The organism is Sphingomonas aerolata, assembly GCF_023935825.1.
GTDB classification, from domain to species: Bacteria; Pseudomonadota; Alphaproteobacteria; order Sphingomonadales; family Sphingomonadaceae; genus Sphingomonas; species Sphingomonas aerolata.
Genome location: NZ_CP098762.1, coordinates 1,472,381 through 1,486,799, shown reverse-complemented (window position 1 = coordinate 1,486,799; position 14,419 = coordinate 1,472,381). Strand labels below are relative to the sequence as shown.

12 protein-coding genes are annotated in these 14,419 nt (G+C 68.0%); 2 read left to right on the top strand and 10 right to left on the bottom strand.

Translation table 11 applies throughout. The features are described from left to right. Nucleotides 1-359: 359 nt before the first annotated feature. The 6 genes from NEF64_RS07025 to NEF64_RS07000 all read right to left on the bottom strand — a co-directional run bounded on the left by NEF64_RS07025 (nucleotide 360) and on the right by NEF64_RS07000 (nucleotide 9,153). Nucleotides 360-4,616, bottom strand: a complete 4,257-nt coding sequence (locus NEF64_RS07025) for a translocation/assembly module TamB domain-containing protein (protein ID WP_056406266.1) — start codon at nucleotides 4,614-4,616, stop codon at nucleotides 360-362. Continuing rightward, complete coding sequence (locus NEF64_RS07020) at nucleotides 4,616-6,787, bottom strand: autotransporter assembly complex protein TamA (protein ID WP_056406265.1); 2,172 nt, start codon at nucleotides 6,785-6,787, stop codon at nucleotides 4,616-4,618. Before NEF64_RS07020 ends, NEF64_RS07025 begins: the two co-directional genes overlap by 1 nt. A gap of 100 nt (nucleotides 6,788-6,887) precedes the next feature. Next, nucleotides 6,888-7,331 (bottom strand): hypothetical protein, encoded by a 444-nt coding sequence (locus NEF64_RS07015; RefSeq protein ID WP_056406262.1) that lies wholly within the window; start codon nucleotides 7,329-7,331, stop codon nucleotides 6,888-6,890. Further along, the gene (locus NEF64_RS07010; protein ID WP_234387516.1) at nucleotides 7,328-8,101 is read right to left on the bottom strand and encodes a prepilin peptidase; all 774 of its coding nucleotides are present in this window, start codon (nucleotides 8,099-8,101) and stop codon (nucleotides 7,328-7,330) included. Before NEF64_RS07010 ends, NEF64_RS07015 begins: the two co-directional genes overlap by 4 nt. Nucleotides 8,102-8,161: 60 nt before the next feature. Continuing rightward, nucleotides 8,162-8,629, bottom strand: coding sequence for a GNAT family N-acetyltransferase (locus NEF64_RS07005; protein ID WP_031396287.1), 468 nt, complete (start codon nucleotides 8,627-8,629; stop codon nucleotides 8,162-8,164). A gap of 32 nt (nucleotides 8,630-8,661) precedes the next feature. Then, nucleotides 8,662-9,153 (bottom strand): SH3 domain-containing protein, encoded by a 492-nt coding sequence (locus NEF64_RS07000; protein WP_056406260.1) that lies wholly within the window; start codon nucleotides 9,151-9,153, stop codon nucleotides 8,662-8,664. 162 nt (nucleotides 9,154-9,315) lie between these two features. Here NEF64_RS07000 and NEF64_RS06995 point away from each other — a divergent pair, with 162 nt between their 5' ends. Both NEF64_RS06995 and NEF64_RS06990 read left to right on the top strand, forming a co-directional pair. Further along, on the top strand, nucleotides 9,316-10,338 hold the full coding sequence (locus NEF64_RS06995) for a 2-hydroxyacid dehydrogenase (RefSeq protein ID WP_056406258.1): 1,023 nt from the start codon (nucleotides 9,316-9,318) through the stop codon (nucleotides 10,336-10,338). A 79-nt stretch (nucleotides 10,339-10,417) separates the two neighbouring features. Continuing rightward, the gene (locus NEF64_RS06990) at nucleotides 10,418-10,609 is read left to right on the top strand and encodes a hypothetical protein (protein WP_031395371.1); all 192 of its coding nucleotides are present in this window, start codon (nucleotides 10,418-10,420) and stop codon (nucleotides 10,607-10,609) included. Between the two features lie 47 nt (nucleotides 10,610-10,656). Here NEF64_RS06990 and NEF64_RS06985 read toward each other — a convergent pair whose 3' ends face one another. The 4 genes from NEF64_RS06985 to NEF64_RS06970 form a co-directional block, all read right to left on the bottom strand. Then, entirely contained in the window at nucleotides 10,657-10,905 is a 249-nt protein-coding gene (locus tag NEF64_RS06985) for a hypothetical protein (RefSeq protein ID WP_235516362.1), read from the bottom strand. A 122-nt stretch (nucleotides 10,906-11,027) separates the two neighbouring features. Further along, on the bottom strand, nucleotides 11,028-11,654 hold the full coding sequence (locus NEF64_RS06980; RefSeq protein WP_056406257.1) for a LysE family translocator: 627 nt from the start codon (nucleotides 11,652-11,654) through the stop codon (nucleotides 11,028-11,030). A 25-nt stretch (nucleotides 11,655-11,679) separates the two neighbouring features. Beyond that, nucleotides 11,680-13,083: an NAD(P)H-dependent flavin oxidoreductase gene (locus NEF64_RS06975; RefSeq protein ID WP_056406256.1), complete on the bottom strand. Its 1,404-nt coding sequence runs from the start codon at nucleotides 13,081-13,083 to the stop codon at nucleotides 11,680-11,682. A 68-nt stretch (nucleotides 13,084-13,151) separates the two neighbouring features. Beyond that, the gene (locus tag NEF64_RS06970) at nucleotides 13,152-14,288 is read right to left on the bottom strand and encodes a glycosyltransferase family 4 protein (protein WP_252574730.1); all 1,137 of its coding nucleotides are present in this window, start codon (nucleotides 14,286-14,288) and stop codon (nucleotides 13,152-13,154) included. Nucleotides 14,289-14,419: the final 131 nt, after the last annotated feature.

The following is a 14,419-nucleotide window of genomic DNA, read 5'->3' as shown; positions in this document are numbered from 1 at the left end:
CGTTCAACTATAGTAGTTTAAGATCCAGCCCGGCCTGAACCCCCCGGCCCGCCGCGAACGGCATTGCCCCGTGCGCTGACCGCCACGTGGCACAGGCGTAGAGCCGCCCTGCAAGACCGTATCGGGTCATGCATCAGCGACAGCCGTCATTCCTGTCATCAGTCCGAACGGACCACCACGTCGCCGGCGGAAAGCCCGGGCACCCGGCATCGTCTCACGAACGGATCAGGCCTTCGCGCAACATCGCCGCGCCCGCACACGCGACGTCAATGGACGCGCGAGCCTGACCGCAAGCTGAAATCACCGATCAAGCGAGATCCCGTGGCGGGCGTGATTCGCGCCGCCACGGGATGAAGCGATCAATAGTCCTTGGAGTATTTCACGCTGGCGTTGGTCCCGCCCTGCGCGCCGGCCGACGAGAGCAGGCTGAGCGCCTTGGTCAGGGCGATCTCGAGCTGGGTCGAGGTGAAGCCCTTCGCGTCGGTCACGATCTCCACATAGATGTTGTCGGTCAGGTACTTGCCTGCCGCAAGGCTGGTGCCACGCCCGCTGGCCTCGTCCGCGCCAAGGACGCGCAGACGATCGAAGCCGGTCGCCGAACGCAGCTTGCCGAGCGGATTCAGACCGCCACCCGACCCGCGCAGCGAATTGAGCGCAGACGCCAGCTGGATCGCCTCGGTCGCCGAGAGATTCTCGGGGTTGGTCCCGAACAACAGCCGGCTCAGCACCTCGTCCTGCGGCAGCGCCGGGGTCGAGGTGAAGGCGATCTGCGGCCGCTGGCCAGTGCCCGTGACGTTGATCACGACGGTGATGTTGTTCGTGGTCGTCGTCGCCTGGATGTTGATGTCCGGATCGGTCAGCGCCCCACCACGGAAGCGGATCGTGCCGCGATTGACCTCGAACCGCTTGCCCGCGAACGAATAGGTCCCGCGGACGATGTCGAGCCCACCGGTGACGACCGGCGCGGTCGACGTGCCGGTGATCCGCATGTCCATCTCCCATTCCGATTCGAGACCCATGCCGGACACGAACAGCTGGTTTGGCGCCCGCACCCGGAGGTCGAGCTTGATCAGGCTCGGCGGCGCGGGCCGCGCAGGACGATCGGTCGGCAGCGCGGGCCGGATCTCGCTCTTGCGGCGGATACCGGTCAGCTCGGCAACCTCCGCCTGACCCTGGCGGATGATCTCGTAGCGCGCCTCCGGGATCTGCAGGTCACCCTTGAGCAGTCCGCCATCGCGGCCATAGGTGAACCGTACCGACCCGGTCGTCGTCGCACTCAGCGCGTCGCTCTTGGCGAGCTGTGCATTGTCGAGCGTCGCGCGCAGATCGATCGGGAAGCCGCTGTCCGCGGCGAGCCCGACACTGCCCTGGGCCTGGACGCTGCCATTGCCGGCACGGGCCCGCAGCTGCGTCAGTTCAAGCCGGTCGTTGTTGAACCGCGCATTGATCGCCATCTGCGACAGCCGCGTGCCGTAGACCTCATTGTCATAGGTCAGCGAATCGGCCCGCACGATACCATTCAGACGCGGCGCCTGGACACGCCCGGAAAAGTCCGCCGCGATCGCGATCGGCCCGGACAGCTGCTGATTGGGCAGCGCGGCCAGGCTGAACAGCACTGCCGATGGCCCGTTATACCGGATGCCACCCGACAGCGGTGCCGCCATCAGTCGTTCGGACCAGGACGCGCCAGCGCCCAGCGGCCGGAGATTGGCGACCATGCGCCCCACCACCGTCGGCCCGCGCCGGACCAGCGCGCGGCCGGTCGCGCCATCGGCATTGAGCGTGCCGGCGAACACGATGTCGACCGCATCGGACACCGCAGCGATTCCCGTGCGGGTGAAGTTGCTCACCGTCGCGCGGACGTTCGCCGTGGGCACCGCAGTGCTGTTGGCCTGGGCGAAGTCGAGGCTGCCCGTCGCGGTGCCGCCAATCCCGAGATTCGGCATCAGCGCGCTCAGCACCGACAGGTCGAGCTTGTCGAGCCGCGCCTGTGCGTTCAATCCGCGGCCATAGGTGCCCGCGAGCCGCGCTGCGCCGGCCGCGGTCCCCTGACCAAAGTCGATCCGGGTCGGCGAAAGACGATAGACGCCCTGCGTCGCCTGGATCCGCGCGGGATTGGCGGTGCGGAAGTCGATCCCGTTCGCCTGGCCCTTGAGCGCGACCAGATAGTTATCGGGGCTCAGCTTCGCATTCATCGCGAGGCGGAATGGCACGCCGCTCGACCCGGTCGCCAGTGCCTGGGCCGTGCCCTTCCCGCCGACGTAATTCACCTTCGCACGTGCGGCGGACAACACGACCTCGCCGTAGCGCATGTCGGCGATCTGGACGTCGGCGATCACTTCGGGCGCCTTGGGATACAGCACGGCGCTGGCATCGACGATCGCGCGGCCGATCGTGAAATCGACCATCCCCGGAATCTTCGCGCCATAGGCCCGCGCAGCGACATCGGCGCGCTGATACCCGCCCTGGTTGGCGAGACGGACATTGCCCGTCAGCCCCTGCCCCGCGAACTGCAGCGCACCGGCGAACGGCCCCGCCGCACTCTGCACGATCCGGCCGCGTGCAACGATGCCCGCGAAAACCGCACGGCGCACGTCGACCGCAAGCTGCGTGCCCGGCGTGACCAGCACATCGGCGGTGAACGGGCCGTAATCGGTGCCGCCGCTCGCGACGACGGCATAGGCGCCGTTACGCCCGACGACCCGCGCCTGGAGATTTACCAGCCCGACGCCGACGCCCGGCCGCGGTGCGCGCAGGACGACGACCGGCGCCGTCGCACTACCCGTGACCCGCGCCGACAGCGGCCCGTAGACCGTCGAATAGGCATCCGCGTTGACGAGGACCGCGCCGGTGGCCGGATCGAACCGCCCCTCGCCGCGCGTCACGCGGAATTGCGGCGCGTTCATCCGCAGGTTGCGGAACGTCACGATCCCCTCGGGGCTGTACCCGATGTCCGACCGGACGATCGCGTTGCCGCCGAGGAAGCTGCGCGCGCCCTCGTTGAAGATCTGTGCGGTCTGCGCGACGACGCGGCCGGTGATGCCGAACCCCCCATTGGGGCCCGGCACCAGCTTTGCATCGGTCGTCAGGTTGACGATGCCGATCCCGTCGACGCGGTAGTTGTTGACCCGCCCCTTGAGCGCGCCGGTGTAGCGTCCGGTCGACATGTTGGCGACGACGACCGCGGTCGCATCGATCTTGTCCGAACGGATCTTGAGATTGTCGGACAGGACATTGACGCCGGAGATCGCGAAGTCCCCATCGATCGCGACGTTGGTCGCGAGGCCGCCGACCGCCGCATTCAGCCCGGTCACGCGACGTGCGCGCGCCTTGATCGGCAAGAGGATGCGGTCGGCATTCACGCGGGCGAGACCCTCGGCATAGAGGTTCTCGACGCCCATGTCACCAAAGGCGATCGTCGCGGCCCGCACCTTGTAGTCGACGGTCGGGGTCGCGAACGCCCCGTCGAGGACGACGCGCGCGGTGACATCGCGACCGCGCAGATTGGGCAGGATCGCCCCCGGGGTCAGAAGCTTCGCGTCGACCGCGAAGTTGGCGAACCGGCTGTTGGCGAGATCGATCAGGCCGCCGGCATCGACCGCCAGCGCGTCCGACTTCAACGTCATGCGCGTGTCGGCCTTGCGGTCGTTCAGCGTCGTGTCGATCGACACTTCGAGCTGCGGCGCGGTCAGGCGCTCGACCGGTCCTTCGAGATAGAGGCCGGGGCGGGTCGCGCCGCGCACCTCGATATGGCCGTTCTTCGCGGTCAGGCCGAGATTGGCGAGCTCGCCGCCGCCCAGCGTCGCGACCGCACGACCGCGCCATGCGGCCCAGCTTCCGCGTCCGGCGACGGTTGCGGTCAGCGGCGCCTTGAGCGACCCCATCGTCGCGACCACACCGCCGACGGGTGCGGTCAGCTTGACGTTGACGTCGAGCTTGTTCTGTTCGGGCACCGCGTCGAGCTTGAGGATCAGCCGGTCGCCGCCGGCAATGCCGGGGCCGGTCAGCGCGGCGGCGTTGGTCGTCAGCTGCGCACGCTTGTCGGCGATATGGACCGCGCCGTCGATCTTGAGGATATGCGTCTGGCCCGTCACCGGCTTGCCGATCACGAACCGGTCGATCACCAGCCGGTTCACGTCGATATCGAGATCGGGCAGCAGCGGCGCGTTGGGATCGGTCGGGGTTGCCTTGAGCACCGGACGCCGTTGCAGCGTGACGAGCGGCGTGGTCAGTGACCGGACATCGACGTGGTTGCTGGCAAAGGCGAACGGGCGCCAGTCGACGCGCAGCTTCGGGCTGGTGAGGAACACGCCGGTCGGGTCCGACACGCGGACGTCGCTGAGCGTCATCGCGCCGTAGATCGATCCGTCGATCCGGCCGACCTTGATGTTGAGGCCGGACGCGGTCGTGTAGCCACCGATCTGATCCGCGACGAGGCGGCGACCGGGATCGGTGTTGATCCCGAACAGCACGATCAGCACGAGGGCGATCAGCGCCACGATCAGGATCACGATACCCTTGAGGATCCGCTGCCAGAGCGGCCGCCGGGCGACGACGCTGTCGTCAGCCTGATCGATAGGTCCCTGGTCGGCAGGGGGTGCGCCGTTTTCGGCCATCAGAATGCCTGCCCGATCGAGATGTAGAGCGCGACCTTGCCGTCGCCCTCGCGTGGGTTCAGCGGCGTCGCGACGTCGATGCGCATCGGACCGAAGCTGGTGTAGAAGCGACCGCCGATACCCGCGCCGTAGCGCAGGCTCGACAGGTTCGGCGTGCTGCTTTCATAGCTGTTGCCCGCGTCGATGAACGGGACGATGCCGAAATCGCCGAACCGGTAGCGCGCCTCAAGCGCGAACTCGTTGAGCGAGCGCCCGCCGACTGGGTCGCCATTGGGATCGAACGGCCCGAGCCGCTGATAGCCATAGCCGCGGACCGATCCGCCGCCGCCGCCATAATAGCGCCGCGAGGGTGCCAGATCGTCGCGCGCGACGCCCTGGATCGTTCCCGCCTTGGCGCGACCGGCGATCACGATGCTGCTCGACACGGGATAGTAGAAGGTCCCCTCGACCATTGCACGGACATAGGGTTTGACCGAGCCCTGCACCGATGTTTCGGGGCTGGCGTTCAAACGCAGGCGGAAGCCCTTGGTCGGGTTCAGCAGGCTGTCGGAGCGGTCGAACAACAGCTGCCCGGGCAGCGCGACGATGCCATAGGTGCGTCGGACGTTCTCGCCACGAGCGAAATCATACACGCTCTCGTTCGTGCCGACGAGCTCGCCGCCGTAGTAATAGGTGATCGGCTTCTGCCAAATCGGCGTCGAATCATAGCTCCAGCGGATGCCGACGCTCGTCGTGAACGCCTCATAGGCGTCGTAGTTCGAATGATTGGCCCCCGCCGTCAGGCTGAAGGTGCGGTCGCGACGCCCGGCATTGGCGCGGCGAAACGTGCCCGCAAGCCCCTGTTCCTGCGTCCCCGCGATCACCGACGCGAGCAGGCCACCCTCATAGGGGAACAGGTTGCGATGCTGCCAGGTGCCCTCGGCGCGGAAGCCCTGCCCGGTCGAGAAGCCGACATTGCCGCCCAGCGTGCGCGCCGGGCCCTTTTCCTGCCGGACCAGCAGGTCGACCTGCTCGGTGCCGTCGGGGTTGGTCCTGCCGGTCCGTTGCGGCACCACCGAGACGCTCTGGAACAGGCTGGTCGCGACCAGCGCGTCGCGCAGGTCGTCAGTCATCCGGTTGTCGTAGAGCTGCCCTTCCTCGAACCGCGGAAAGACGTTCAGATGCTCGATGTCGAACACCGCGTCGCCTTCGGTGCGCAACTGCCCGAACGAGGCGCGCGGCCCCGTATCGACGGGCAGCGTATAGGCACCGGTCGGGACCTGCGCCTCGTCGTCGAGCAGGATGTCGCGCTCGCCGACCTTGACGAAGGGATAGCCCATCTGCGGCAGCATCAGCGAGACATTGGCCTCCGCCCCCTGGATCCGGTCCGCCTGGATCGGATCGCCGACCTTCAGCGGCAACTGGCTGCGCACCAGATCCGGCGGAATGGTCTGCGCGGTCTTCACGTCGATCGAGCCGAGCGTGTAGAGCCGCCCCGGCTGCGCGCTGACGATCGCCTTCAGCCGGCCGGGCTTTTCGGGAACCGCCTCGATCGTGGAAATCGCGGTCGCGTCATAATAGCCGAGCGACTTCAGCAGCCGGACGACCAGCGCCTCGTCTTCCTTCGCGCGCGCCGAAACCTGCGTCGTGTTCGCCGCCTTGCCGCCGCCCTTCAGCGCCGACAGCGCCTTGTAGCGCGCCTCGAGCCCGTCGCCCGCATCGGCCAGACCCTTGATCTCCGTATCATAGCGGATCTCGGGCGCATCCTTGTCCTTGATGTCCGCAGCGGTCGCCAGCGGCGCCGTGTCGTAGCTAGCAAGTGCGGGAAGCGGCACGACCAGCTGCGGATCTTCGGGACCGATGGGGGGCAATGCGGCGCCCGTCGCGGTCGTCGCGGGGGTCACATCCGTCGCGGGGGTCACGGGCGCCGTCTCGCTCGCCATCGGCTCGAGCGGTGCATTGATGTCGTTCGAAAGCGGCGGCAGCGCCTGGTTGAATTCCGCGTCGGGGACGATCGGGGCATTGCCCTTGGGATCGGCGACGCCTGTGTCGGATCGCTGCTCGGCCGTGGGTGCGTCGGGTCCCTTTGCGGGCGCGGTACCGGGCTTTGCGAGCTGGGCTTCGCCGGGAGCGGCCACACTCGCCGCCAGAGCGATCGCGAGCCAATAGTGCCGTCTTGTCGAACTCGTCACAGGAAACACGATCCCCTTTCGAAGGGCGACCGCGTTCGATTCATCCCCGTTAATCCCTCGCAACGCACGAAACTTGGGTTGGTTTCCGTCATCCGGCGATTCACACGCAGCCGATCATGCCGGCCACCGGAAGGACGATGGTGTCACGGCCCGGCCGCTCGAGCCGTAGCGTCGCATTGGGCACCATCGCGCCGGACGCCAGATCCTCGCGCGTGACGATCGTCATGTCGAGCGTGACGGTCAGATCGCCACCGCGATAGGTCGTCACCCCGGCAAAGCCGTAGCCACCCGGGCCGGCCTCGTCGACTCGCGCATAATCGACCGGCTTGCCGTCGACCGCGAGACGCAGCCGAGCCGAGTCGGCGGTCGCCATCGCCACCAACGCGCGGTCGCCCGTCGACCAGAGATACGCCGCGCATCCCCGTGCGGGCATCGCCTGCTTGCCGATCGGACCGAGCGTCGCGGGAGCCTTGGTGGTGTCGCCGGGCACCGTCTTGGCGGGCGTGGCGGCTTGCACGGCCGCGGCGATAAGCAATAGCATCATCCGCCCGACGCTATCATGAAGAGCCAGGCCGGATAAGCCGCGATCGCCAGCAATGCGCCGAACGGCATCGCGGTCTGCCCGGTCACGGGTTTGCCGCCGACGCGCATCGTCAGCACCGCGCCGAGCCCGACCATGCTGGCGATCAGCAACACGGCGGGCAGCATCTGCCAGCCGAGCCACAGCCCGATCGCACCGAACAGCTTGGGATCGCCGCCGCCCATCCCGTCATGTCCGCGGATCCGGCGATAGCCCGCCGCGATCGCCCAAAGGAGGGCGAACCCCGCGGCCCCGCCGATAAGCCGGTCGACTCCGTCGGGCGCCAGTCCGGCGACACCGCCCGCCGCGCCGCCGAGCGCCAGCAAGAGGGTCAGGCGGTCGGGCAGCCAGAAGGCGACGAGGTCGAGGGCGGCGAGTGCCAGCAACAGCCAGCCAAAGGCCGCGCCCCACAAGGCGGCCTGCCCCGGCGCGACGAGCCCGGCGGCAATACCGATCCCCAGCCCGCACGCCTCGATCCGCCAGTGCAGCGGATCGATCTGCGCACCGCAAGACCGACACCGCCCCCGCAGCAGCAGCGCACTGACCAGCGGGACGAGATCGAGCGCGGTCAGCGTCCGCCCGCAGGCGTCGCACGCCGACCGCCCGCGAACGACCGACCGGTCCTCCGGCCAGCGAATCACCAGCGCAGCGATGAAGCTGCCGACGATGGCACCGAGCACGCCCAGCGCCGCCGCGGCGATCATCGGGCTCGGCACGGGCATGGCGTCGATCATCCGCCGCGCGTGCCGGGCACGTTCCGCGCCGTCAAGCCGGTCCCGACCGCGTCGACGGCGTCAGAGACCAAGTGTGTAATATCGGCTGAACCGCGAGGGCGGATAGGACCCGAACCGCTTACAGCGGACAAAGCCCGCGCGTTCGTACAGCGCGCGCGCCGCAGCATAGGCGGCGTTGCTCCCGGTCTCGAGGCTGATCCGGGTCGCGCCCATGTCTCTGGCATGGCGGGTCGCATGATCGAGCAGCGCCGCCCCGACCCCGCGGCGCACATGATCGGGATGCGTCCGCATCGATTTCAGCTCGCAATGCCCCGCGTCGAGCCGCTTCACCGCGACGATCCCGAGCAGCGTCGACTCGCCCCCCGCCTCGTCCCAGGCCGACCACACGATCACCGACGGATCTCGCAGCCCGGCGAGGTCGAAGGCAAAGACACAGCCCGGCGGCGAATTGGCGTGCGCGGCGCGCTGGTGCAGCGCGACCAGATCGACGACCGCATCGCGCGTCAGATCGTCGCGCTCTATCCGCATGACGCGATCCGGGTGCGATGCCGCGTCATCGTTCAGGGCAGCGCTTCGTCCGCATCGACTCCCCACAGCGCGTCGACGCGCACGAAACCGGCCTGTCCCTTGATGTCCATCTTGCACCAGCCATTGCCGCACTGGCTCAGCCGACCGACCACGCCGGGGGCCGCGCGCCATTGCAGGCGTCCGGTGTCACTCGGGCGGTCGAGAATCGCGATCGGGGTCGTGCCGCGCACGATCGCGGTGCGCGTGCTGCTCATCAAATTGGCCTGCATCCAGCCTTCGGTGCCGTCCGGATCGGCGATCTTGCGCCATTCCTTGTGGATCGCGATCACGCGCACCGGCAGGTCGGCACGCTGATACAGCCAGCTGGCGGGATAGGCGCGGGCCGGGCCGGTCCGCAACCGCGCGCGACCCGCCGAGATCGAGGCATAATAAGGAAGCTTGCGCACCGGATCCGCGGCGGCGGCAGGCTCGGTGCCCAGCGCCGCCGTGACGAGGGCGGCGAGCCCGAAGGCGAGAATGCGCATGCTGATGTCCTGTTGCCGACGCGGTTCGTGTCCGGCCAAGCTCTATCGCCACCGCAGCGGCGGTTTCAACTGCTAAGCGCGCGCGCCGCCGTTCCACGGATCGCAGCGCGGTTTTGCCGCTCCATCGTTGACGCCGTGGATGACGTTCGCCAAGCCACGGTCATGCCCGATCCACGCCCCGATAGCTGGCCCGACACCCGGCGCTGCCCCAACCCCAAGGTGATCGTCACGCGCGAACTCGCCGATGCGGTCATGGACCGTATGGCGGCGCTGTTCGACACGACCAACAACCACGGCGATGCCAAGCTCAGCCGCGACCAGCTGGCCGCGGCGATGGCCGATTGCGACGTGCTGGTCCCGACCGTGACCGACGATATCGACGCCGCGCTGATCGCCGGCGCGGGCGATCGCCTTCGCCTGATCGCCAATTACGGCGCGGGCGTGAACCATATCGACCTGAAGGCGGCGCGTGCGCGCGGGATCATCGTCACCAACACGCCGGGGGTGCTGACCGAAGACACCGCGGACATGACGATGGCGCTGATCCTGTCGGTGCCGCGGCGGCTGGCGGAGGGCGAGAAGCTCGTTCGCTCGGGCGCATGGACCGGCTGGAGCCCCGGCGGGATGCTCGGCCACCGGATCGGCGGCAAGGCACTCGGCATCGTCGGGATGGGCCGGATCGGACAGGCGGTCGCGCGCCGTGCCGCCGCATTCGGCCTCTCGATCCACTATCACAATCGCCGCCGCCTCCCCGTCGCACTCGAACAGGCGCTCGGGGCGACGTGGCACCCCTCGCTCGACGAGCTGCTCGGCGCAGTCGACATCGTGACGATCCACACCCCGCTGAACGCCGACAGCCGGGACATGATCGACGCGCGGCGGATCGCGCTGATGCGCCCGCACGTCTTCCTCATCAACGCCTCGCGCGGCGGCGTGGTCGACGAGACCGCGCTGGTCGACGCGCTCGAGGCGGGCCGGCTCGCCGGCGCCGGGCTCGACGTCTGGCGTCACGAGCCGCAGATCGATCCGCGGCTGCTCGCGCTCGATAACGTCGTGATGCTCCCGCACATGGGATCGGCGACGTTCGAGGGGCGGATCGCGACGGGTGAGAAGGTGATCCAGAACATCCGGATGTGGGCCGATGGCCATCGTCCGCCCGATCAGGTGCTCGAAGGCTGGGCCTGACGGCCCCGCGCCTGAGCCCGGAACCGATTCCGCAGTGCGGCATTTGTTGGATACCCCCGGAGAGAAAGAGGAGTATCCCATGAAGAAGATTGCTGTTTCCGCGCTGCTGATCGCGTCCGCCGTCTCGATGAGCGCCTGCTCGACGCTCAAGGGCGCAGGCATTGGTGCAGCCGGCGGTGCGGGTGTCGCCGCGGCGACGGGCGGTAGCGTCGAAAAGGGTGCAGCGGTCGGTGGTGCCGGCGGCGCAGTGGTCGGCACGGTCGCCGACTGAAACGCTTGGCGCGCGCGGGCCTGAAGGTCCGCGCGTCGCCCTTCAGATCACCGTGCGCGGATCCAGCCGGTCCGCTGGACGGTGCCCGTCAGGACCTTCGACCCGAACGCCTTGGCGACCGTCGCGACATCCGCAATGTTCATCAGGACGATCCGTGTCCCGCCCGACGGCAGCGATTCGATCGCGCTGATCTCGGCCTTGTGCTTGGCGCACATCGCGACGGCCTGAGCCTCGGTGACGCGTACGTTCATCGCACGCGAAATGGGCGCAACATCGGCGCTGGGCGTGGTGGTCATCTGATAATCCCGGCAGGGAGCGGGAGCGCGATACGTCTCTCAGTCGTGGCTTGCCCGAATGAAGCGCCGCAATCCGCCCGGTATGCGCGCTATCCCGCCGATCGGCAACCTCGGCCGCCGCGTCAGACGCGCGTTCCGAGCAGTGCGAGACCAAAGCCAACGAACACCGCCCCCGTCGCGCGGTCGAAGGCGCGCCGCAATGCCGGTCGCGTCAGATGCCGCGCGAGCGTCCGCCCGCTCATCGCATAGACCGCATACCAGAGGCTTTCGACCACCGCGAAGGTGACAACGAGGATCGCGAACTGCGGCCCCTGCGGTGCGGCGCGGTTGACGAACTGCGGCAGGAAGGCGGCTGCGAACAGCAGCAGCTTGGGATTGCTGATCCCGATCACGAACCCGCCGCGGAACAGCCGTGCGGCCGACATCGTGCGCGGCAGCGTGTCGGCGCCCAGATCGACCGGCCCGCCGGCACCGCGCCACGCCTTGATCCCCAGCACGATCAGATAGGCGACACCGGCATAACGCAGCGCATCGAACACCCGCGGCCAGGCGGTCAGCAAAGCCGCGACCCCCGCCGCCGATGCCGCGAGGATCAGGACCAGCGCGGTCAGGCACCCCGCCATAGCCGCCAGGCTGCGCCGCGCGCCGAAGGTCATGCTGCGCGTCATGACATGCAGCATGTTGGGCCCCGGCGTCCCGCACAACAGGATCACCGCGACCAGGAACACCGTCCACGCATGCAGCGTCATGCCTTTGCCCCCTACCCTGACCGGCTCAGTCGCCGGTCAGGATCCGATCGACCAGCTGCCCGACGCTCGGCACGAACCCGTTGGAATAGAACGGGTCCTTCTTGAAGTTATACGCCGCATGGCCGGCGAACATCAGGTTCTGGTCGATGTCCCCGCCATGCGCGATATCCTGCAGCGTCTTCTGGATGCAGAAGCTGCGCGGGTCGGCGAGCCGCCCCGTCGAGTTGGTCTCGGTGTCCGCCCAGCTCGAGAACGAGCATTGCGACAGACAGCCCATGCAGTCCGCCTGATCCTTGCGGATCATGCCCTTTTCTTCCGGACTGACGAAGACCAGCGTGTTGTCCGGGGTCTTGAGTGCATCGGTATAGCCCTCGCCGAACCACTGGCGCGCGCGCAGCAGGTCGTTGCGCGTCACCCAGAAATTCTTGCCCTTAACGCCGACGTCGAGCTGGAAGATGTGGTCGCCCGCCTCCTGCGTCGAAAACGCGATCTGGCGCTCGGACCGCGCCTCGAGGCTGCGCAGGAACGGGTTGCGCACCGCCGAGGAATAGAAACCGGTCGGCGAGAATTTGTGCAGCAGCACTTCGCCTTCCTCGATCTTCGTCAGCGCGTCCTTCCACCCCTGCGGGATCGGGCTTTCGCGCGTGAGCAACGGGCGGGTACCGAACTGGAACGCGATCGTGCCGAGCTCGGGGTTGTCGATCCAGTCGTTCCAGTCGCGCAGGTACCAGACGCCGCCCGCCATCACGATCGGCACGTCGTCCGAGATACCGCCCTCGCGCATCACGTCGCGCAGTTCCTTGACGCGCGGATAGGGATCCTGCGGCTTCAGCGGATCCTCGGCATTCGACAGGCCGTTATGCCCGCCGGCGAGCCATGGATCCTCGTACACGACTGCCGCCAGCCACTGTGCCGCCTTCGAATAGGCGCGCTTCCACAGCGCGCGGAAAGCCCGCCCCGAGCTGACGATCGGCAGGTAGCTGACGCCGTAGGACGCGGTGATCTCGCTGAGCTTGTAGGGCATGCCCGCGCCACAGGTGACGCCCGCCACCTTGCCGCGCGTCCGCTCGAGCACGCCGTGCAGGATCCGCTGCGCGCCGCCCATTTCCCACAGCACGTTGATGTTGATCGCGCCCTTGCCGTCGGCGATCTCATAGGCGCGCTCGACCTGCTGGACCGCACCGTCGATCGCATACTGGACGAGCTCCTCATGCCGGTCTCGCCGCGTCAGCGCGGCATAGACCTGCGGGATGATCTTGCCCTCTGGATCGTAACTATCGGCATTCACGGCAGAAACCGTGCCGATGCCACCTGCGGCGGCCCAGGCTCCGGCCGACGCATGGTTGGTCGCCGCGACTCCCTTGCCGCCTTCCACCAGCGGCCACACTTCGCGACCGTTATAGACGATAGGCTTCAGGCCCTTGAACACGACGTCACCTCTCCCGGAAAATACGGCCCCCTATATCGCAAGGACGCAGCGTGCGAGCAAATTAAGACCTAGGTTAGCGCGCCGGGCCTGCCGAGCGCCTCTTCGTACAGCGTACGGTAGCGCGCGATCATCACCGATTCGTCGAATTCAGCCCGCGCCCGCCGCTGATTCGCCGCCCCGATCGACGCGCGCAGCGCGGGATCCGCGACCAGTGCCTGCAACGCATCGCGCAGCCGTACCTCGCTCGGCGCTTCGGTGATGAACGGCAGGTTTTCGGGCGCGACCATCCGCGCGACGTCACCGACCGGATAGCTCGCGATCGGCAGGCCGGCGGCCATCGCCTCGACCACCGAAATCGGAAACTGCTCGCTGCGCGACGACAGAGCGAGAATGTCGAAATGCCCGATGTAACGATAGGGCCGATCAAGAAATCCCGGCAGGACGAGCGTGTCGGCCATTCCCATCGCCGCCGCCGCCTGCGCGACCCGCGCGCGCTCGGGTCCCTCGCCGACGATCACCAGCCGCACCCGCCCCGACACGCCGCCGACCGCACGCACCAGCGCGGTCAGGTCCTTCACCTCGCGCAGGCCTGCCAGCGCGCCGATGACGACCTCCTTCGCCTTCGGGACGAACCCCGGGATCGCCTTGGGTTCGGGCTTTTGCGCGTAATAGGCGGTGCCGATTCCATTCACGATCCGGTGAACCCGCTCGCGCGGCTGCTTCCAGGTCTTCAGCGCGATCGCCTCGAGCACTTCGGACGGTACCGCCAGCGCATGTGCCGCACCCAGCGCGAGCCGACGATAGATGTTGCGCTCGATCTTCAGCCCGCCCGCCTCGTCGGCGTTGAACCCGTCCTCGTGATGGACCAGCGGCGGCGCGCCCTTGCCGAACGCGCGCCGCGCCATCGCCCCGTCGATCGCCCCCCAGTTGTAGCTCAGCACCAGATCGAACCGCCGCATATATTGCGCAATCGCCTCGTAGCGCGCGACCGACGGCTTGCCCGTCAGCGGCGGCGGGTTCTGCGCGATCTCGTAGCGGATCCCCTTGGCGATCGACCCCTGCGCGCCCAGCGCATCGGGCACGCCCGACACGATGGTGTGCTTGGCGCGATCGCCGAACGCATTCATCAACCGCACCGCCCGCGCCTCCTTCCCGCCGAGGTCGAACGAGGAGTGGAGATGCAGGATGTTGACGGGTGCGGTCATGCCCGACGCGATGCCGATTTCTCGCCGGGGTTTCAAGGGAGCAGGCGCGCTGGATCGCTGTCCGCTTCCGCCCACTTGCGGACACTAGAAGCATAATTTCATGCCGTGCTATGATGCCGACAACGGAGGGG

Coding starts and splice junctions, on each gene's coding strand:
- NEF64_RS06970 (WP_252574730.1), bottom strand. CDS start 14,288: ATGACCGCACCCGTCAACATCCTGCATCTCCACTCCTCGTTCGACCTC.
- NEF64_RS07010 (WP_234387516.1), bottom strand. CDS start 8,101: ATGATCGACGCCATGCCCGTGCCGAGCCCGATGATCGCCGCGGCGGCG.
- NEF64_RS06990 (WP_031395371.1), top strand. CDS start 10,418: ATGAAGAAGATTGCTGTTTCCGCGCTGCTGATCGCGTCCGCCGTCTCG.
- NEF64_RS07015 (WP_056406262.1), bottom strand. CDS start 7,331: ATGATGCTATTGCTTATCGCCGCGGCCGTGCAAGCCGCCACGCCCGCC.
- NEF64_RS07025 (WP_056406266.1), bottom strand. CDS start 4,616: ATGGCCGAAAACGGCGCACCCCCTGCCGACCAGGGACCTATCGATCAG.
- NEF64_RS06985 (WP_235516362.1), bottom strand. CDS start 10,905: ATGACCACCACGCCCAGCGCCGATGTTGCGCCCATTTCGCGTGCGATG.
- NEF64_RS07005 (WP_031396287.1), bottom strand. CDS start 8,629: ATGCGGATAGAGCGCGACGATCTGACGCGCGATGCGGTCGTCGATCTG.
- NEF64_RS06995 (WP_056406258.1), top strand. CDS start 9,316: ATGCCCGATCCACGCCCCGATAGCTGGCCCGACACCCGGCGCTGCCCC.
- NEF64_RS07000 (WP_056406260.1), bottom strand. CDS start 9,153: ATGCGCATTCTCGCCTTCGGGCTCGCCGCCCTCGTCACGGCGGCGCTG.
- NEF64_RS06980 (WP_056406257.1), bottom strand. CDS start 11,654: ATGACGCTGCATGCGTGGACGGTGTTCCTGGTCGCGGTGATCCTGTTG.